Consider the following 19,498-nt stretch of genomic DNA (forward strand, 5'->3'; position numbering starts at 1 on the left):
ACGGACAGGATGTCAGCCGCCGGTCGCGGGGGACTTCTTCGCGGACTCCGGGATCCGGGTGTCCTCCCGGATCGCCTTCCAGAGCTGCGAGGCGTTCGGCTCCGCCGCGACCACGCGGTTCGGGTCCTTCTTGTCGTACGCCACCGGCAGCATGATCGTCTCCATGCTGTTCGGGTCGACGCCGTTCATCGACTGCGCGAACTCGCTCAGCTTGGTCAGCGAGTCCAGCTCGGAGTCGGTGGTGAGTGCCTTCGTGGCGGAGTCGGCCACCGTGTAGGCCTTGGTCGGGCTGCCGAGCAGGTCCTGTCGCTTGATCTCGCCGAGCAGGGCCATCAGGAACTTCTGCTGGTTGCCGATGCGGCCGAGGTCGCTGCCGTCCCCGACGCCGTACCGGGTCCGTACGAACGCGAGGGACTCGGTGCCGTCGAGCTTCTGCGGACCGGCGGCGAGGTCGAGCCCGGCCGCACCGTCCTTGATGGGCTCCTCGATGTCGACGGTGACGCCGCCGATCGCGTCGACCAGGTCCTTGAAGCCGGAGAAGTCGATCTCCAGGTAGTGGTCGAGCCGCACCCCGGACATCTTCTCGACGGTCTTCACCACACAGGCCGGACCGAACTGGGAGTACACGGAGTTGAACATGACCCGCTGCTTGGACGGAGCCGTGCCACCGCCGGACTTCTCGCACTCGGGCCGGGTGACCAGCGTGTCGCGGGGGATGCTGATCGCGGTGGCCCGGGTCCGGCCCTCCGGGATGTGCACCACGAGCGCGGTGTCCGAGCGGGCGCCGGACACCTTGCCGCCGTCCAGCGAGGCGTTGGCGCCCGCCCGCGAGTCGGAACCGAGCACGAGCAGGTTCTGACCCGTGGTCGGGAGCCGCTGCGGGCGGTCGTCACCGAGCGCCTTGTTGAGGTCGACGCCCTTGATGTTGCCGTCGATGCTGGAGTACATCCAGTACGTCGTGCCGCCGGCGGCGAGGACGAGAACGAGCAGCGTCAGCAGGATGATCCGCCCGGTCCGGCGCTTCCGCTTGCGCTGGGAGGACTTTCCCCGCCGTGCGGCGCGCGGCCCCTGAGGCATGACGTCGTGGCTCAACTGCTCGAGTCCCTTGATCTCGTGGCCCGGAAAGGGCGGGGTGGAGTTGGGGACTCGGGTGGGGCCGGTCCACGTCGTGGGGGGCAGGCCATGCACTATAGACGTATTTTCGAATCGCGTATAATTAATCGCCCAGCCCTTCAGTTCCGGCATTCCCTTCGCGCATGTTGCGTGACACGGATTGCCGCATGCCGAGACGCCGAAGGGCGATGGGCAATTCCGGACTCGGAGCCGGGGAACTTCGGGGAAGGAAGACCTCACACCATGCCGGTCAGATCCAGGCGCGCCGCCAGGGGGAGAGCCCCGGTCGAGGGCGCGCCCCTCCCGGACACATACGCGACGCTCCGTGCGCGGGCGACCGCCGGCGGCCGGTGGCTCGTCCTCGGCAAGGACGGCAGACTCACCGCCTACGCGCTCGGCGCCGAAGGGGTGCTGCGCTGGACGGAGACCTTCCCCGGCGGCCCCGAGTGGACGGGGCCCGAGCTCCTGCCCGTACCGGGCCTCACGCACCTGTCGGTGGCTCAGGGAACCAACGGCTTCGTGTACTTCGCGGGCCGCCGCGTCCGGCACGACGAGAGCGGCGAGATCGTCGACCTGGTGAGCGCCACCCAGTTCCAGAGCGGTCGTCCCCTCACCGAGTGGCGCTCCTTGGGCAATCCCGACAGAGACCCCGTCAAGGCGGCCGGGCTCGGCGTGCCGTCGGCCGCGGTGGGTGCGGGCGGACTGCTGCACGTCGTCGTACGGAACTTCGCCGGAAGCCTGTTCCTGCGGTGCGAGCGGGCGGGCGGCCAGTGGGAGCCGTGGCAGGACCTGAAGGGCAGGCGGACCCATGACGGGACGGCCGCGGTGACCCTGGCCTCCGGCCGGGTGGAGCTGCTGGTCCCCGGGACGGGGCTGACGCTGCGTCTGAGCCGGCAGGCGTCCGACGGCGCCTACGGGCGGGACCACGACATCCCCTTCGCGCACGCCCCCGGCACCGCTGTCGGACTGGAGACGGCGCCGGACCGGGTGACGTACTACTGGGCGGACGAGGCCATGGGCACCGTCGTCGCCCATCGCCCCGGAACCTGGGCGATCCCGATGGGCGGGTCCGCCGTGTCCGGCCCGGTGTCGGCACTGCGCGCCCTGCTCGGCGGCTACGACTGCACGGTGCTCGCCCACCGGGCGCAGGACGGCCAGGTCATGTTCACCGCGTTCGGTACGGAGAACGAGGGCGGCGGTGCCTGGTGGTCGCCCACGGGCGAGGTCTGTGTGGGCGGGCCGGCCCTCGCGCACGACGCGTACGGGCGTGTGGTGCTCGCGCTGATCGGGGACGACGGCGCGCTGCGCGTCGCCCGCCAGAGCGGCGGACCGAGCCTCACGCTGGAGCGCTCGGTCCGCGTCTGAGGAACCCTCAGGAAGAGAGCTTCAGCCCGATCGACAGGTAGTTGCTGTCGGTGTAGTACGGGTGATACGTGACCGAGCGGCCCCCCGCGGTGGCGAGGGTGGTCTTCGGATGCACGTACACGGGCTTGCGCCTGAGGATGTCGTCGCGGAAGCGGCCGAGCCGCAGCCGGTAGGACGTGCCGTCGGCCGTCAGGTTCCCCGGCACGACGAGCGAGAGGTCCCAGCCCGTGTCGATGTCGATCATCCGGTCCGCGTACTGGTGGAGATCGAGGGTGAAGCCGGCCTGTCCGGGCGCGAACGCGCAGGGGATCGCGAAGAAGGCTTCCTTGTTCTTCCGGCTCTGGGCGATGACCTGTGCGCCCTGCCCGGCGACGTCGACCTGGGGGCCGGCGGCCGGGGACGCGGGGACCCCGAGCGGGTAGAGCTGGACGTAGAGATGTGAGCCGTTCGTCTCGACGGAGAGGACCTCCGCGTGGGCGGCGAACTCGCGGGAGACGATCTGGAGACAGCCGTCGTCCGAGCGGGTGAAGGTCCTGAAGCGCACCGGAGCGGGGTCCCCGGGGGCGGAGATGAGCGAGTTCGCGGTCTGCTGGAGTTCCTTGATCCGGACCCGGCGCAGGACACCGTCGTCCTCTCGGCGCAGCAGCACGTTCCAGGTGCCGGTGGCCAGCCGGAGCCCGCCCGGGACGGTGGCGTAGAGGTGCCCGTTGGCGGTCTGCTCCACGGGCGCGACCATCAACGCCTGCCTGCCGTCCGCCGCGTTGACGCACAGCACGGTGAAGCGGCCGCCGGGCGCGGTGGCGGGGTCGAGCACGAACTCCAGGTCGCCGGAGGACGTGGCCCGGCACAGGGCCTCGGGGCGGAAGTCGCGGGCCGAGAGCAGCTGGGTGAGGAAGCCCTCGTACGTCTCGGCCTGCGCCTCGGGGCTGTAGACGCGGGACTTCTCCAGCGCGTTGGCGCCGAGCCGCACGCGCAGGTCGGCGTCGCCCATCAGCCAGTCGAGGCTCTTGGCGAAGGCGTCCACGTCGCCGACGGGCGACAGGGCGCCGTTCACGCCGTCGTCGATGATCTCCGAGGGGCCGTGCGGGCCCGCCGTGCTGAGCACCGGCACGCCGCAGGTCATGGCCTCCACGATGGTCAGACCGAAGGTCTCGTCCGTCGACGTCGAGGTGTGCAGGGCGGCCTTGGCCAGCTCCTCACGCAGGTACGTGGTGTGCCCCATGAGCTGGATGCGCTCGTTGGCCCCGAGGTCGTCGATGAGCTTGCGGAGGTTGGCCTTCTCCACGCCGCTGCCGTAGATGCGCAGCGTCCAGTCGGGGTGCTTCGTACCGAGCTGGGCGAAGGCGTTGATGAGCAGGTCGAAGCGCTTCCAGTCGACGAAGCGCCCGGACGAGGTCACGATCCGCGAGGCGCCCACGTCGGCCCGCATGAAGGTGCCCGTGGTGGCGTTCGGGATGGCCTGGAAGACCGTTCCGACGGCGCCGTACGCGTCCCGGTGCGTCTGGGCGTCCTTGTGGGTCACCGTGACGAAGGCGTCGAGCCGCGGGATCTGGGCGTCCAGCATCTTCCGGGACGCGGGGGTCTGGTGGTGGTAGTGCGTGTGGGCCTGGCCGAGGGAGACGTACCGCCCGGTGCCCAGCTCGGCCAGCAGCGTGATGTTGCCGGGGGCCGTGGCGATGACGACGTCCGCGTCGGTGCTCTGCAGGTAGGCGGCCGTGCGCTCGACGAGGAGCTTGCTGTAGCGGTTCTTGTCGTCGGCCTTGTAACCGATCGCGTACTCGTTGGCCTCCTGGTGCAGCGGGTTCTCCAGGTCCGGCGAGCCGTTGCGGGTGTCCACGAGGGTGCGCAGCCGGACGTTCGGCTCGAAGCGCAGCGGCGGTACGTCGTGATACTGGAAGCAGCTCACCAGCTGGACGTCGTGGTGCCGGGCGGCCAGGGCGTTGGCGAGCGTCTGGGTGGCGACGGACGTACCGGCCTGACCGTAGGCGCTGTACATCAGGAAGTCGATCTTCACGGGTTCTCCGGGGGCGTGGCCGGGGCGGGACGAGGAGGGCGGGAGCAGCTCAGAGGGCCGGGCTCTCGGAGCTGGTCAGCACCTGCGTCAGTGCCGACTCGAAGGCCGAGGCCGGGGCCGCCGCCGTCGGGTCCTGGCGCCGTACGTCGATCACATGACCGGTCATGCCGGAGAGCAGGACGTCCAGAGAGCTGCGCGCGACCTCCTCGGAGGAGAGCAGCGAACCGGCCGGCTCCTGCCCGAACGCCTTCGTCCGCATCGGGGTGGCGGTCCGCTCGGGATTCACACAGTTCACCCGGATGCCGTCCTCGGCCCACTCGTCCGACAGGGCCTGGGTGAGGTTCACCATGGCCGCCTTGGTCGAGGAGTACAGGCTGTACTCGGCGCGTCCGCGGGTGTAGCTGCTGGAGGTGAACAGCAGCAGCTGGCCGTTGGTCTCCGCCAGGTACTTGTAGGAGGCGCGGGCGATGTTCACCGGTGCCAGGTAGTTCACCTCGAGCGCCTCCCGGACGGTCGCGTTGTCCGTCTCGTGGAGCCGGCCGACCCGCAGGACACCCGCGGTGTTGACGACGAAGTCGATACGGCCGGTCTCGGCGTACGCCGTGGCGAGCGCCTCGTCCACGTGGTCGGGGTTCTCCACATGGGTGCCGGTGGTGGAGCGTCCGAGGGCGTGGACCCGGGCACCGTACCCCTCGGCGATCCGCGCGATGTCGGCCCCGATGCCGTAGGAGCCGCCGAACACGAGCAGGGTCTTGCCCGCCAGCCGCTCCCGGTAGAACTCGTCGCCGCTGTGGGCGGGAGCCATCGTCGAGGCCAGCTGGAACAGCTTGTCGGCGATGAAGACGTCGACGGGCTGGGTGACCTTCATGTTGTACTCGTCGCCCAGAACGACATGGACGGGCACGTCGGGGAGGTACTTCACGACGACCGAGCAGTCGTCGGTGGCCTGGAAGAAGGGATCGGCGGCCGCCCGCTCGTAGGCGTCGCGGATCGTGGAGAGCCGGAAACCCTGAGGAGTCTGGCCGCGCCGGAGCCGGGAGCGGTCGGGCACCTCGGTGATGAACTCGCCGTCGGCGCCGTGCGTCCGCGTGACGATGATGGTGTCGGACGACGGGATGGCCACGTCGACGGCCGAGTAGCGCTCGAGCGCCGTCACGCATTCCTTGACCACGCGCGGGGAGAGCAGCGGACGTACCGCGTCGTGGAACAGCAGGTTGCAGTCCTCGTCGCCCTCGAGCTCCTCGGACACCGCCTGGATCGCGATCGTCGTCGTCTCGCTGCGGGTGCTGCCTCCGGCGAGCACCCGGGACACCTTGCGCAGCCCGCTCCTGGCGACGATCTGCTCCGCCTCGGCCACATGACTCGGCGTCATCAGGACGATGACGTCGTCGATGTCCGGGGCGTTCTCGAAGATGTGCAGGGTGTGCTCCAGGATGGGCTTTCCCGCGATCTTCAGAAGCTGCTTCGGGATGGAGAGCCCGATGCGCTGCCCGGTGCCACCGGCGAGGACAACTGCGACAGTACGGCGACGGGTGGCGCGCGTGGTCAAGATCTTCCTGCTTCCTGGAAAGAGTGAGGGACTGCTGCCTGCGGGGTGTCGGGCACCGGAGGCGTCAGGCGTGCTGTCGCGGCTGCTGTTCCGACGGGTGCGGACCCGGCTGCTGCGGGAACTCGGGCCGCTCGGGGTACTCGATGGGGAAGTCCCGCAGCCCCCGCCGGTAGAGGTCGTTCGCGGCCTTGGCGAAGCGGTAGGAGGACGGCGGCTGGTCCGTCCCGAGGAGATAGTCCTTGAGCTGTTCCCGGTACGGGGCCATGACGTCCTGGTCCAGCGAGAACATGGCGTCCAGGGCCGTCTGGAGGCCGTTGCAGTCGGTGTCGAGGAGGTACGAGGCGTACGCGGTGCGCTGCTCGTTGCGGAACACGTCGTCCGGCAGGCCCTCGAGGTTGAAGATCGCGTACGGCTTGCGGGTCGCCACGAAGTCCGAGACGACGCTCGACATGTCACCGATGAGCAGGTCCGAGTGGTTGAAGCAGTCGTACAGCGTGGGGATCCTGTCGGTCACGACATGGTGCGCGTCCACCGGCAGGGAGTCCCAGTAGAGCGTGCCGGCCTGCTCACGGAGCTTGCGGATCCGGAGCGTTCGCTCCGCCTCGGTGAGGTCGGGGTACCGGGACCGCACACCGCGCTCCTGGAGCAGCGCGAGCTTCTTGTCGATCCGCTCCAGCTTGCGGGCCGCGGTCTTCGAGTCGAGGATCTTCCGGCCGAACCGGCGCGCGTTGTCCTCCTGGAGGAGCGCGATGACGCGCCGGTGCGCGGCGGCCGCCGCGGGCGACCGGGAGCCGGTGAGGGGGTGCGGCTTGTAGATGATCCGCAGCGGACGCTCGTAGGAGAGCAGGTTCTGGATGAGCTTCTCGCCGGCCGGGATGACCGAGGTGTAGCAGGCGTCGTCGGTCCAGCCCTCCCACGTGGGGGCATAGATGACCGTGGGTATCTCGTTGTCGACCGAGCCCGTCCAACGGCGCAGCGACATCAGCTGGGGCCGGCCGACCTCGACGATCTGCTCGGGCCGTACCGCGTGCTTGATGCGCTCGTAGCGGTCCCGTCCGGCGCGGCCCGCCACCCAGATCTCGTCGAAGACCTTGCTGACGCGGTTGCTGCTGGCCGCCTTGTCGCTGTCACCGTGACCGATGAAGACGTGCTTGACGTCGTGGCGCTGGAGCATGTGCACGTTCTTGCCGGCGTTGCCGGGGTAGAGCGTGACCCGGAGCTCGGGCATCTCGACCCGTGCCAGGTACTCGGCCTTCGGGACACAGACGACCGGTACGGACGTGGCGTCCAGGAAACGCAGCGTGGCCCGCTCGCGCAGCACGATGATGGGGCGCAGGTCCATCGACTCCAGCGCTTCGAGCCACATGTTCACCTGGTACATGAAGTCCCGGGAGATCGCGGCGAAGGTGAAGTACAGGGCGACCTGCGGACGGTAGCGGGCGAGCTCGTCGTTGAGTTCGTCGATGGCCTGGTCGGCGGACGGGAGGATCAGCGCGTTCCGGGCGCCGGGCAGCAGGACCAGGAGCGCCAGATACGCCACCGAGACGGAGAGGATGCCGCCGTAGGTGACGTACCGCCAGTTGTCGGTGGCCATCGTGCCGAGCGCGCCGGCGAACAGCGGGATGTCCAGGTGCAGCGTCTTGCGGACGTGCTTCTCCATCAGGAACGGATGGGGCATGCGCCGGATGCCGAGGGACTCCATGTCGAGCCCGCGCGTGGTGTACGGCAGTTCCTGGCGCTTCTTGCGGACGTGCTTGAGGAGCGCGCCGTAGGCCAGCTGGAGCGCGAACAGCAGCAGAAGCCCGACCGAGGCCAGCTGGACGACGAACGAGTCGATGTCCGCGATCGAGCCGCAGAGCGCGAGCAGCAGGAACTGCCGGATGATGAAGCGGATGGTCAGGCCGAAGCGCGAGTCCCGGAGCCGGTCCAGGGTGGTCGACTGGGCGCTGTGCAGCAGCATGTCCGCGAGGTAGCTGACGGCGGCCGACGCGGCGAAGACGGTCAGCGAGGGGATCACGACCGCGGCCATCATCCCGAGGAAGCTCAGCACCAGGGCGCTCGAGATGAGGACACCCAGAAATGCTTGACGTTGCTGTTTGCCCATGGCCGTGCGGCCCCTCCTTGCCATGGCTGGCGCGCCGATTGACGGACACGCGTCGCGGTGTGCGTGACGCGCGTCACTCTGCGCCGAAACTGCGCCACGGTGGGGCGTGACATTCGACCCGTGCAGACACTGTGAAGTGTTCGAGAAGTATATGCGTGCGTCACGGTCGGATGTACCGGGAATGGACCTCAGGTGAAGACGACACCTCTGTTTATGGAATAGTTATCGAACGGTTTCGGAAGCGTGGTCGTTCCGCGCACAACCCTTGCTTCTGGTGATCGGACCCTCACTCACCGTGCCGGTGGCCTGAGTTCGAAACCGTAGAGGGCGAGGTTCCGGCGGTCGGTGGATTTGACCGAGAATCCGACGCACAAAAGCGGATCCGGGGCGATTCGTACAGCTATGCCCTCGGGTTCTCGGAAGGAAAGGTCGGGATCGACCGTCACCAGCGTCCGGCCGGCGATATACCCCGTCTTCAGGTCGATGGCGGAGACGAAGGTATTTCCGCCGGCGGCCCGTGGGTTTTTCCCGGAGGATTTGCTGTAGGCATTTCCGGTGAAGTGATAGACGTAATTCCCGTGGAGCGCGCAGCCCTGGAAGGTCTCGCCTTCCAGGGCGGTCGGGACAGGGAAGTCCCGGAGGGGTGCGCGGTCCCCCGCGAGTACGTCCCGCATCCGGTGCACGGAATAGCGGTGCTCGTCGTCTCCGTCCAGGTAGCTCACGAGAACCCTCCCGGTGGTCAGGTCCAGAGCCGGATGCACCCGCGTACTGTCCGGCGGCGCCGGCCGATGGTGCGCGACCGAGCGGTCGTCGCTGTCCAGGACCGACCCGTCGCGGAAGCGCACCCGGGCCACCGAGCGTCCGTAACCCGTCTTGGGGTGTGCTCGCGACTCCACCCACAGCCAGACCTCGCCGTCCTCCGGCTCCACACCCAGCGAGATGCCGTGTCCGAAGCCGCGCAGATACATGTGGCCGAGCTGTTCTCCGGAACGTGAGTACCGGGTGACGCACATGTCTCCGGCGCGCTTCCGCGTCTCGGTGTCCACCGGTTCGTCCTCGCCGGGCAGTCGCAGACCGCCCTGGACCAGCTGGAGCGCGTACACATGCTGCCGGACGTCGTCGAAGGCGAACGACTGGGGACCGGTGGTCTCGTGCAACGGCGTCGGCGACCACAACCGGGAGACCCGGCCGATGTCGAACGCCCCGACCGGCTGCGAGGGCCGCATGTCCGCGTCGCGCCCGTCGCCGCCCAGGGCCATTCCCGCCAGGCCGCCCACCGTCAGGGACACCGCGGCGGTCCCGCCGGTGACGAGCAGAGTCCTGCGGCTGAAGCGCGGGCCGTGAGTCGCCATGAGGGCGGGGAACCTCCTCGGGAGGGAACGGGGGAACCACCCATCCTCTCATCCCATGATCACGGTCCGGCGCACGGCGGTCCCGCGCACAGAAAGACGGGTGCCCGCCCCTCGGAAGGGACGGGCACCCGGTACGGTCCAAGCGGCGTTACGCCGGGACGCTCGCCACACCCTGCGGGAGGAACGGCTTGCCGTTCACCCGCTGGGAGACGCCCTCACGGTCCAGGTACGGCGTGATGCCGCCCAGGTGGAAGGGCCAGCCCGCGCCCGTGATCAGGCAGAGGTCGATGTCCTGCGCCTCCGCGACGACACCCTCCTCCAGCATCAGGCCGATCTCCTGCGCCACCGCGTCCAGGACACGGTCGCGGACCTGCTCCTCCGTCAGGACGGAGTCGCCCTGCTGGAGCAGCGCGGCGACCTCGGGGTCCAGCTCCGGCTTGAAGTTGTTCTCGGCGGAGTAGACATAGAAGCCCCGCTTGCCGGCCTCGACGACCCGCTTGAGGTTCGGCGAGACGGTGAAGCGCTCCGGGAAGGCGCGGTTCAGGGTCTCCGAGACGTGCAGACCGATCGCCGGGCCGACCAGCTCCAGGAGCACCAGCGGCGACATCGGCAGGCCGAGCGGCTCGATGGCCTTCTCCGCGGTCTCGACCGAGGTGCCCTCGTCGATGACGTTCTGGATCTCGCCCATGAAGCGGGTCAGGATGCGGTTCACGACGAACGCCGGGGCGTCCTTGGTGAGGACCGCGGTCTTCTTCAGCTTCTTCGCGACACCGAACGCGGTGGCGAGGGAGGCGTCGTCCGTCTGCTCGCCGCGCACGATCTCCAGGAGCGGGAGGATCGCGACCGGGTTGAAGAAGTGGAAGCCGACCACGCGCTCCGGGTGCTGGAGCTTGGAGGCCATCTCCGACACCGACAGCGAGGAGGTGTTGGTGGCGAGGATCGCGTGCGCCGGGGCGACCGCCTCGACCTCCGCGAACACCTTCTGCTTGACGGACATCTCCTCGAACACGGCCTCGATGATGAAGTCCGCGTCCGCGAAGCCCTCGGCCTTGTCCAGGACACCGGAGACCAGGCCCTTGAGACGGTTGGCCTTGTCCTGGTTGATCCGGCCCTTGCCGAGCAGCTTCTCGATCTCGGCGTGGACGTAGCCCACACCCTTGTCGACGCGCTCCTGGTCGATGTCGGTCAGGACGACCGGCACCTCCAAGCGGCGCAGGAAGAGCAGGGCCAGCTGCGAGGCCATCAGACCGGCGCCGACGACACCGACCTTGGTGACCGGACGGGCCAGCGACTTGTCCGGGGCACCGGCCGGGCGCTTGGCGCGCTTCTGCACCAGGTTGAAGGCGTAGATGCCGGAGCGCAGCTCGCCACCCATGATCAGGTCCGCGAGGGCCTGGTCCTCGGCGTCGAAGCCCTTCTGCAGGTCGCCGTCCTTGGCCGCCTCGATGATGTCCAGGGCGCGGTACGCGGCCGGGGCCGCACCGTGCACCTTGGAGTCGGCGATGAACCGGCCCTTGGCGACGGCCTGGTCCCAGCCCTCACCGCGGTCGATCTCCGGACGCTCGACCGTCACGGTGCCGTTCAGGACGGAGGCCGTCCAGATCAGCGACTGCTCCAGGAAGTCCGCGCCCTCGAAGATCGCGTCGGCGATGCCGAGCTCGAAGACCTGCGCGCCCTTGAGCTGACGGTTCTGGTTCAGCGAGTTCTCGATGATGACCGAGACGGCCTTGTCGGCGCCGATCAGGTTCGGCAGGATCGCGCAGCCGCCCCAGCCGGGGACCAGACCGAGGAAGACCTCGGGCAGCGAGAAGGCCGGCAGGGCCTTGGAGACGGTGCGGTAGGTGCAGTGCAGACCGACCTCGACACCGCCGCCCATCGCCGCGCCGTTGTAGTACGCGAAGGTCGGCACGGCGAGCGCGGAGAGGCGCTTGAAGACGTCGTGGCCGCCCTTGCCGATGGCGAGCGCGTCCTCGTGGCGCTTCAGCAGCTCGACGCCCTTGAGGTCGGCGCCGACGGCGAAGATGAACGGCTTGCCGGTGATGCCGACACCGACGATGGCGCCCTCGGCCGCCTCCTTCTCGACCTGGTCGATGGCCAGGTTGAGGTTGGCCAGCGACTGCGGGCCGAAGGTGGTCGGCTTGGTGTGGTCGAAGCCGTTGTCCAGCGTGATCAGCGCGAACCGGCCCGCACCTGCGGGCAGTTCGAAGTGCCGTACGTGGGCACTGGTGACGACCTCGTCCGGGAACAGCTCGGCCGCACCCTTCAAAAGCTCAGCGGTGGTGCTCACTTGCCCTCCCAGTGGGGGTTCTCCCAGATGACGGTGGCGCCCATGCCGAAGCCGACGCACATCGTGTTGAGGCCGTAACGGACCTGCGGGTTCTCCTCGAACTGGCGAGCCAGCTGCGTCATGAGACGGACGCCGGAGGAGGCGAGCGGGTGACCGTAGGCGATGGCGCCGCCGTACTGGTTGACGCGGGCGTCGTCGTCGGCGATGCCGTAGTGCTCGAGGAAGGCCAGCACCTGGACGGCGAAGGCCTCGTTGATCTCGAAGAGGCCGATGTCCTCGATGGACAGACCCGCCTGGGCGAGCGCCTTCTCGGTGGCCGGGATCGGGCCGTAGCCCATGACCTCGGGCTCGACGCCGGCGAAGGCGTACGAGACGAGGCGCATCTTCACCGGGAGGTCGTTCTCGCGGGCGAAGTCCTCGGAGGCGATGATCGAGGCGGTGGCGCCGTCGTTGAGACCGGCCGCGTTGCCGGCGGTGACGTTGCCGTGGACGCGGAACGGCGTCTTCAGGTTCGCCAGCGACTCCAGGGTGGTGCCCGGGCGCATCGGCTCGTCGGCGGTGACCAGGCCCCAGCCGGTCTCGCCGGCCTCGGGGGAGGTGCGGCGGACCGAGATCGGGACCAGGTCCTGCTGGATCTTGCCGTCGGCGTACGCCTTGGCGGCCTTCTCCTGCGAGCGCACGGCGTACTCGTCGGCGCGCTGCTTGGTGATGCTCGGGTAGCGGTCGTGCAGGTTCTCGGCGGTCATGCCCATGAACAGGGCGGACTCGTCGACGAGCTTCTCCGACACGAAGCGCGGGTTCGGGTCGACGCCCTCGCCCATGGGGTGGCGGCCCATGTGCTCGACACCACCGGCGATGACGGCGTCGTACGCGCCGAACGCGATGGAGCCGGCGACCGAGGTGACGGCGGTCAGCGCGCCGGCGCACATGCGGTCGATGGAGTAGCCCGGGACGGACTGCGGCAGACCGGCGAGGATGCCGGCGGTACGGCCGAGGGTCAGACCCTGGTCACCGATCTGCGTGGTCGCGGCGATGGCGACCTCGTCGATCTTCGCGGGGTCGAGGCCGGGGTTGCGGCGCAGCAGCTCCCGGATGGCCTTCACGACGAGATCGTCGGCGCGGGTCTCGTGGTAGATGCCCTTCGGGCCCGCCTTGCCGAACGGGGTGCGGACGCCGTCGACGAAGACGACGTCCCTGACGGTACGAGGCACGATGGCTCTCCTCCAGGTGCGGGATGGCACTGCACTGCTGCGGCGCACGCCTAAGCGCGCGCTTGCTCCACCCATGCTACTTGTGGGTAACCAGGCTGCCCAGCCCCAGGGGCCGGAGCGGCGAAGGTCACACTTTCCGGTGACCGACCGAGCTGGTGTGCGCCCCCGAGCGCGCCCGCCCGATCGGGTCCGCCCGGGGGGCCGGGACGAGGACGGGGTCCTCACCCCCATGGAGTGAGGACCCCGTCCTCGTCGCGACCTCGTCGCCCGTCGTATCGGTCAGGCCGTCGTACGGGTCAGGCCGTCGCCGTCGCCGTCAGTGCCAGGACCAGCAGCGGAGTCACCAGCTCGACCTGCCACGGCCGTGCGCCGTAACCGCTCAGCGCGGCCGCGACCGCGTCCGGGGTCGCCGTCGGCGGCTCCCAGCAGACGCGGCGGACCGTGTCCGGGGTGATCAGGTTCTCCTGGGGGAGGTTCAGCTCCTCCGCGAGGGCCGAGACCGCCGCGCGGGCCGCCGACAGGCGCGCGGCCGCCGCCGGGTCCTTGTCCGCCCAGGCGCGCGGCGGCGGGGGGCCCGCGACCGGCTGGCCGGGCTGGGGGAGCTCGTTGTCCGGGATGGCCTTCGCACGGTCCACGGCCGCCTGCCACTGCTCCAGCTGGCGCCGGCCCATGCGGTGCCCGAAGCCCGGCAGCGCGGTCAGCGCCGCGACGTTCGGGGGCACCGCGAGCGCCGCCTCCACGATCGCCGCGTCGCTGAGCACCTTGCCGGGCGAGACGTCGCGCCGCTGGGCGATCCGGTCACGGGCCGTCCACAGCTCCCGTACGACGGCCATCTGGCGCCGGCGCCGCACCTTGTGCATGCCGGAGGTCCGGCGCCACGGGTCCTGGCGCGGGGGCGCGGGCGGGGCCGAGGCGATGGCGTCGAACTCCTGGTGGGCCCACTCCAGCTTGCCCTGCCGGTCGAGCTCCTTCTCCAGTGCGTCACGCAGGTCGACGAGGAGCTCGACGTCCAGCGCGGCGTACCGGAGCCAGGGGTCGGGCAGCGGGCGGGTGGACCAGTCCACCGCGGAGTGCCCCTTCTCCAGGGCGAAGCCGAGGACGGACTCGACCATCGCCCCGAGTCCGACCCGCGGGAAGCCCGCGAGCCGGCCGGCCAGCTCGGTGTCGAACAGCCGGGTCGGCATCATGCCTATGTCCCGCAGGCACGGCAGGTCCTGGGTCGCCGCGTGCAGGATCCACTCGGTCCCGGCGAGCGCCTCACCGAGTCCGGACAGATCGGGGCAGCCCACGGGGTCGACGAGCGCGGTGCCCGCGCCTTCGCGGCGCAGCTGGACGAGGTAGGCGCGCTGTCCGTAGCGGTAGCCGGAGGCGCGCTCGGCGTCGACGGCGACCGGACCGCGACCGGCGGCGAAGGCGGCGATCACTTCGGCGAGGGCTTCATCGGTCGCGACGACGGGCGGAACGCCCTCGCGGGGCTCCAGCAAGGGGATCGGCAGCCCGTTCGCAGGGACGTCGTCGTCCGGGGGAGCGCCCCCGGTGGTTCGCAGTGCTGTGTCTGCTGCGGTCTCTTGGGCGTCGGTCACGTGTCAAGGGTATCTGCCCGTGCAAGCGGCGGACCTGCGCTTGCACGGTGACAAGGAGGCTGACCTGCGGAAACAATTCTCGCTACATCCGACGCCACAGGGCATTTCCGGGCCGCATGTGCCTTGTGGACGTGGTGAACGGCAAGCGCCTGCCGACGGAACGGCGGAACGTTCCGTCGACAGGCGCCGATCGTTCGTCAACCGGGTGGGAGACCCGGCGGAGCGCTCAGTGGATGATCCCGGTGCGCAGGGCCACCGCGACCATGCCGGCCCGGTCCCCGGTGCCGAGCTTGCGCGCGATCCGGGCGAGGTGGCTCTTCACGGTCAGCGCGGACAGGCCCATCGAGACGCCGATGGCCTTGTTCGACTGACCCTCGGCGACCAGCCGGAGCACCTCGACCTCGCGGCCGGAGAGTTCGCGGTAGCCGCCCGGGTGGCTCGGGGCACCCGGGGGGCGGCGGTGGCCGAGACGGGCGGCCGCGGCGCCGATGGGGGCGGCGCCGGGGCGGATGGGATGCCCGATGTTCGTACGGGTACCGGTGACGACGTAGCCCTTGACGCCACCGGCCAGTGCGTTGCGCACGGCGCCGATGTCGTCGGCCGCGGAGAGGGCGAGGCCGTTGGGCCAGCCCGCCGCGCGGGTCTCGGACAGCAGCGTGAGGCCACTGCCGTCGGGGAGGTGGACGTCGGCCACGCAGATGTCGCGGGGGTTGCCGACTCGAGGGCGGGCCTCCGCGATGGAGGACGCCTCGATGACGTCGCGTACTCCAAGGGCCCACAGGTGGCGGGTGACGGTGGAGCGGACGCGCGGGTCGGCCACGACGACCATGGCGGTCGGCTTGTTCGGTCGGTAGGCGACCAGGCTTGCGGGCTGCTCGAGGAGAACGGACACACGGCCTCCTGGGGAGATGCGGGACGGAGCCGGCTCGGGGAAGAAGCCGGGGGCGACCCGTGCGGTGAAGGGGTCAATGAGTCCTTCGGCAGCTCGGCCGCCCGCCTTTAGGGAAAGATCACGATTTGGTGAGTAACAATTCGGGCAATTCGGACGGGTGATCGATCATCCTACGAGTGAGCCTCCATCCGGCCGCCTCCGCGGGCACCGCCGTGGCCGCTGCGGACCCCTGTCCCGAGGCCGCTGCGGACCCCTGCCCCCGTAGCTGCTGGGCCCCCCGCGTCAAGGCTGCTGCGGACCCCTGCGCTGGGGCAGCGAGACGACCCCCGCGCCCGTGGTCGTGCCCGCCCCCGGATCGGGCGTCGACGGCGGCAGCCCCGCGATCTGGCAGAGCAGATCGCACCAGGCGGCCAGATGCGCCCCGGTGTCCGGTACGCCCCCCAGGCCCTCCTGCGGCGTCCACGAGGCCCGGATCTCGATCTGGGTCGCGGGACGGCGCTCCGCGAGCCCCCCGAAGTAGTAGGAGCCCGCCTGCGTGACCGTACCGCTCGCCTCTCCGTACCCCAGACCGCGCGCCTCCAGCGCGCCGGTCAGCCACGACCAGCAGACCTCCGGCAGGAGGGGGTCCGACGCCATCTCGGGCTCCAGCTCCGCCCGGACCAGCGTCACCAGCCGGAACGTCCCCTTCCAGGCATCGTGCCCGGCCGGATCGTGCAGCAGGATCAGACGACCGTCGGCCAGGTCCTCCTCGCCGTCGACGACGGCCGCCTCCAGGGCGTACGCGTGCGGAGCGAGCCGCTGCGGCGGCCGGGTCGGATCGATCTCGACCTCCGGCCGCAGCCGGGCCGAACGCAGTGCCTCGACCGCCCGCCGGAAAGCGGGCGGCACCGGGTCCGTCTCCCTGGTGCCCGCCGTGTCGCCCGCTCCTTCGTCGCCGTCGGAATGATCGGAAAAATGTCCCTGAGCCGCAGCCATGCGGGGAAGAGTAGGCGGAACGGGGGCCTCGCGCAGGGAGGGACACCCGGCCCGGGCGAGCGGCTTCCCGCCACATGCGAAGATTCTGGTCGTGAGTGCCAATGACAGCCCCGTGGGCCAGCAGACGAAGCAGCAGTCGCGGACGCACGACTCCGCGTTCCTCAAGGCATGCCGGCGCGAGCCCGTGCCGCACACCCCCGTCTGGTTCATGCGACAGGCCGGGCGCTCCCTCCCCGAGTACCTGAAGGTCCGCGAGGGCATCCCGATGCTCGAGTCCTGCATGCGGCCCGAGCTGGTCACCGAGATCACGCTGCAGCCCGTGCGCCGCCACAAGGTGGACGCGGCGATCTTCTTCAGCGACATCGTCGTCCCGCTCAAGGCCATCGGCATCGACCTCGACATCAAGCCGGGCGTCGGCCCGGTCGTCGCCGACCCGATCCGCACCCGCGCCGACCTCGACCGGCTGCGCGACCTGACCCCCGAGGACGTCCACTACGTCACCGAGGCCATCGGGATGCTCACCGGCGAGCTGGGGTCCACCCCGCTCATCGGTTTCGCGGGCGCGCCTTTCACCCTCGCGAGCTACCTCGTGGAGGGCGGTCCGTCCCGTAACCACGAGCACACCAAGGCGCTGATGTACGGCGACCCGCAGCTGTGGGCCGATCTGCTCGACCGCCTCGCCGGGATCACCTCGGCCTTCCTCAAGGTCCAGATCGAGGCCGGCGTCTCCGCCGTCCAGCTCTTCGACTCCTGGGTGGGCGCCCTGGCCCCGGCCGACTACCGCCGCTCGGTGATGCCCGCCTCCACGAAGGTCTTCGACGCGGTCGCCTCGTACGGCGTCCCGCGGATCCACTTCGGTGTCGGTACGGGGGAGCTGCTCGGCCTCATGGGCGAGGCGGGCGCGGACGTGGTCGGCGTCGACTGGCGCGTCCCGCTGGACGAGGCCGTCCGCCGCGTCGGACCCGGCAAGGCGCTCCAGGGCAACCTGGACCCCGCCGTGCTGTTCTCCTCGCGGGAGGCCGTGGAGGCCAAGACGGACGAGGTCCTGGCCGCCGCGAAGGACCTCGAGGGACACGTCTTCAACCTGGGCCACGGCGTGCTGCCGACGACCGACCCGGACGCGCTGACGCGCCTGGTGGAGTACGTCCACACGAAGACGGCCGTCTGACGCCGCTCACACCCACGGCACGGCTCCGGCCCGCCACCCGTCCGGGGTGGCGGGCCGGAGCCATGAAGGGTCAGACCTCGCAGTTGACCGGCGGGTTGCCCGTGGCGACCCGGCAGAAGTCGTTGCCGGTGCCGCCGTTGACGGAGCCGTTGTTGACGTTGACGCGCAGGTAGTCGCTGCCTGCGTTACCGAAGACGAAGGCGCCGGACGCCACCGTGCCGTCGATGATGATGTAGTCGTTGCCGCCCAGGCCGTCCACCCCGTGCATGGGCGGGAGCGAGTCGCAGCGGATGTAGTCGTTGCCGGCCGTGCCCGTCACGACGTTGGCGGTTCGGGGGAAGCCGTTGACCGTGCAGGTCACGACGGCGTGGGCGGGCGTGCTCAGAGCGAGCGGGGCGACGATGAGGGAGGCGGCGCAGAGCGCGCGCACTGTGTGTCTGATCATGTGACCAGTGGCACACGGTGACGGCGCTCTCGCAATTCGTCACCGGCGGTCAGTGGTCCGCTCGGGTCAGCCCGCCGCCCGAACGGCGGCGAGTGCCTTCCGCGCCGCCACCAGAACCGGATCCCACACCGGTGAGAACGGTGGCGCGTACCCCAGGTCCAGAGCCGTCATCTGCTCCACGGTCATCCCGGCCGTCAACGCCACCGCCGCGATGTCCACCCGCTTCGCGGCCCCCTCACGGCCCACGATCTGCACCCCGAGCAGCCGGCCCGTACGGCGCTCCGCCAGCATCTTCACCGTCATCGGGGCCGCCCCCGGGTAGTAGCCCGCCCGGCTGGTCGACTCGATCGTCACCGTCACGTACCGCAGGCCGACCTCGCGGGCGTCCTTCTCGCGCAGACCCGTCCGCGCGATCTCCAGGTCGCACACCTTCGACACCGCCGTACCGACCACGCCCGGGAACGTGGCGTAGCCGCCGCCCACGTTCGCGCCGATGACCTGCCCGTGCTTGTTGGCGTGCGTGCCCAGCGCGATGTGCCGCTCGCGGCCCGAGACCAGGTCGAGCACCTCGACACAGTCGCCGCCCGCCCAGATGTTCTCGTGGCCCCGCACCCGCATCGCGAGATCGGTGAGCAGACCGCCGTACGTCCCCAGCGGCAGCCCCGCCGCCTCCGCGAGGCCCGTCTCCGGGACCACGCCCATCCCGAGGACGACGACATCCGCCGGGTACTCGTCGTCCTCCGTCGCCACCGCCCGGACCCGCCCGTCCTCACCGGTGAGGATCTTCGTGACCGCCGAGGAACCGACCGTCGTGATGCCCAGGCCGTCCATCGCCCGGTGGACCAGCCGTCCCATGTCCGGGTCGAGCGTCGACATCGGCTGCTCGCCCCGGTTGAGCACCGTGACCTCGTAGCCCCGGTTCAGCAGCGCCTCCGCCATCTCCACGCCGATGTAGCCGGCGCCGACGACCACCGCCCGCCCGCCCTCCGTGCGCTCCAGCGAGTCGAGCAGCGCCTGTCCGTCGTCCAGCGTCTGCACCCCGTGCACGCCCGGGGCGTCGATCCCCGGCAGCGGCGGCCGCAGCGGACGGGCGCCGGTGGCGATCACCAGCTTGTCGAAACCCGTCCACTCCTCCGTGCCCGACTCCAGGTCCCGGGTACGCACCCGCTGGCCCGGCACGTCCAGCGCGGTCACCTCGGTCCGCATCCGCAGGTCGATGTCCCGCGCACGGTGCTCCCCCGGGGTGCGCGCGATCAGCTCGTCGCGCTCGTCGACGTCGCCGCCGACCCAGTACGGGATGCCGCAGGCCGAGTAGGAGGTGAAGTGACCGCGCTCGAAGGCGACGATCTCCAGTTCCCCGGGCCCCTTGAGCCTGCGGGCCTGCGATGCCGCGGACATGCCCGCCGCATCGCCGCCGATGACCACCAGTCGTTCGCTCAT

The 19,498-nt window shown here is 70.3% G+C and carries 14 protein-coding genes; 2 read left to right on the forward strand and 12 right to left on the reverse strand.

Translation table 11 applies throughout. The annotated features are described in order from the left end of the window. Positions 1-12 precede the first annotated feature (12 nt). Positions 13-1,092, reverse strand: a complete 1,080-nt coding sequence (locus ACFYV5_RS01040; RefSeq protein ID WP_389162805.1) for an LCP family protein — start codon at positions 1,090-1,092, stop codon at positions 13-15. Between the two features lie 264 nt (positions 1,093-1,356). Here ACFYV5_RS01040 and ACFYV5_RS01045 point away from each other — a divergent pair, with 264 nt between their 5' ends. After that, on the forward strand, positions 1,357-2,478 hold the full coding sequence (locus ACFYV5_RS01045) for a hypothetical protein (RefSeq protein ID WP_389162808.1): 1,122 nt from the start codon (positions 1,357-1,359) through the stop codon (positions 2,476-2,478). Positions 2,479-2,485: 7 nt separating this feature from the next. Here the strand turns inward: ACFYV5_RS01045 and ACFYV5_RS01050 are convergent, their stop codons facing one another. The 9 genes from ACFYV5_RS01050 to ACFYV5_RS01090 form a co-directional block, all read right to left on the reverse strand. Then, a complete protein-coding gene (locus ACFYV5_RS01050) occupies positions 2,486-4,492 on the reverse strand; it encodes a glycosyltransferase (RefSeq protein WP_389162810.1) in 2,007 nt (668 codons plus the stop codon). A gap of 49 nt (positions 4,493-4,541) precedes the next feature. Next, positions 4,542-6,041 (reverse strand): D-ribitol-5-phosphate cytidylyltransferase, encoded by a 1,500-nt coding sequence (locus ACFYV5_RS01055; RefSeq protein ID WP_389162813.1) that lies wholly within the window; start codon positions 6,039-6,041, stop codon positions 4,542-4,544. 64 nt (positions 6,042-6,105) lie between these two features. Continuing rightward, positions 6,106-8,145 (reverse strand): hypothetical protein, encoded by a 2,040-nt coding sequence (locus ACFYV5_RS01060; RefSeq protein WP_355106380.1) that lies wholly within the window; start codon positions 8,143-8,145, stop codon positions 6,106-6,108. Positions 8,146-8,435: 290 nt separating this feature from the next. After that, positions 8,436-9,497, reverse strand: coding sequence for a signaling protein (locus tag ACFYV5_RS01065; RefSeq protein WP_389162815.1), 1,062 nt, complete (start codon positions 9,495-9,497; stop codon positions 8,436-8,438). Between the two features lie 148 nt (positions 9,498-9,645). After that, complete coding sequence (locus tag ACFYV5_RS01070; RefSeq protein ID WP_389162818.1) at positions 9,646-11,784, reverse strand: 3-hydroxyacyl-CoA dehydrogenase NAD-binding domain-containing protein; 2,139 nt, start codon at positions 11,782-11,784, stop codon at positions 9,646-9,648. Beyond that, positions 11,781-12,995 (reverse strand): thiolase family protein, encoded by a 1,215-nt coding sequence (locus tag ACFYV5_RS01075; protein WP_389162820.1) that lies wholly within the window; start codon positions 12,993-12,995, stop codon positions 11,781-11,783. The genes ACFYV5_RS01070 and ACFYV5_RS01075 overlap by 4 nt, the downstream gene beginning before the upstream one ends. A gap of 296 nt (positions 12,996-13,291) precedes the next feature. Continuing rightward, entirely contained in the window at positions 13,292-14,578 is a 1,287-nt protein-coding gene (locus tag ACFYV5_RS01080; protein ID WP_389162822.1) for an HRDC domain-containing protein, read from the reverse strand. A gap of 226 nt (positions 14,579-14,804) precedes the next feature. Beyond that, positions 14,805-15,470 (reverse strand): response regulator transcription factor, encoded by a 666-nt coding sequence (locus tag ACFYV5_RS01085; protein ID WP_355106390.1) that lies wholly within the window; start codon positions 15,468-15,470, stop codon positions 14,805-14,807. A gap of 282 nt (positions 15,471-15,752) precedes the next feature. After that, a complete protein-coding gene (locus ACFYV5_RS01090) occupies positions 15,753-16,445 on the reverse strand; it encodes a DUF3000 domain-containing protein (RefSeq protein WP_355106392.1) in 693 nt (230 codons plus the stop codon). Between the two features lie 91 nt (positions 16,446-16,536). On the opposite strand from ACFYV5_RS01090, the gene hemE reads away from it, so the two are divergent. Next, entirely contained in the window at positions 16,537-17,613 is a 1,077-nt protein-coding gene (gene hemE / locus ACFYV5_RS01095) for a uroporphyrinogen decarboxylase (protein WP_389162825.1), read from the forward strand. Positions 17,614-17,683: 70 nt separating this feature from the next. Here hemE and ACFYV5_RS01100 read toward each other — a convergent pair whose 3' ends face one another. Both ACFYV5_RS01100 and ACFYV5_RS01105 read right to left on the reverse strand, forming a co-directional pair. Further along, positions 17,684-18,058, reverse strand: coding sequence for a hypothetical protein (locus tag ACFYV5_RS01100; RefSeq protein ID WP_389162827.1), 375 nt, complete (start codon positions 18,056-18,058; stop codon positions 17,684-17,686). Positions 18,059-18,124: 66 nt separating this feature from the next. Then, entirely contained in the window at positions 18,125-19,498 is a 1,374-nt protein-coding gene (locus ACFYV5_RS01105; RefSeq protein WP_389162829.1) for an FAD-dependent oxidoreductase, read from the reverse strand.

The sequence above is a fragment of the Streptomyces sp. NPDC003035 genome, from assembly GCF_042888285.1.
Taxonomy (GTDB): Bacteria; Actinomycetota; Actinomycetes; order Streptomycetales; family Streptomycetaceae; genus Streptomyces.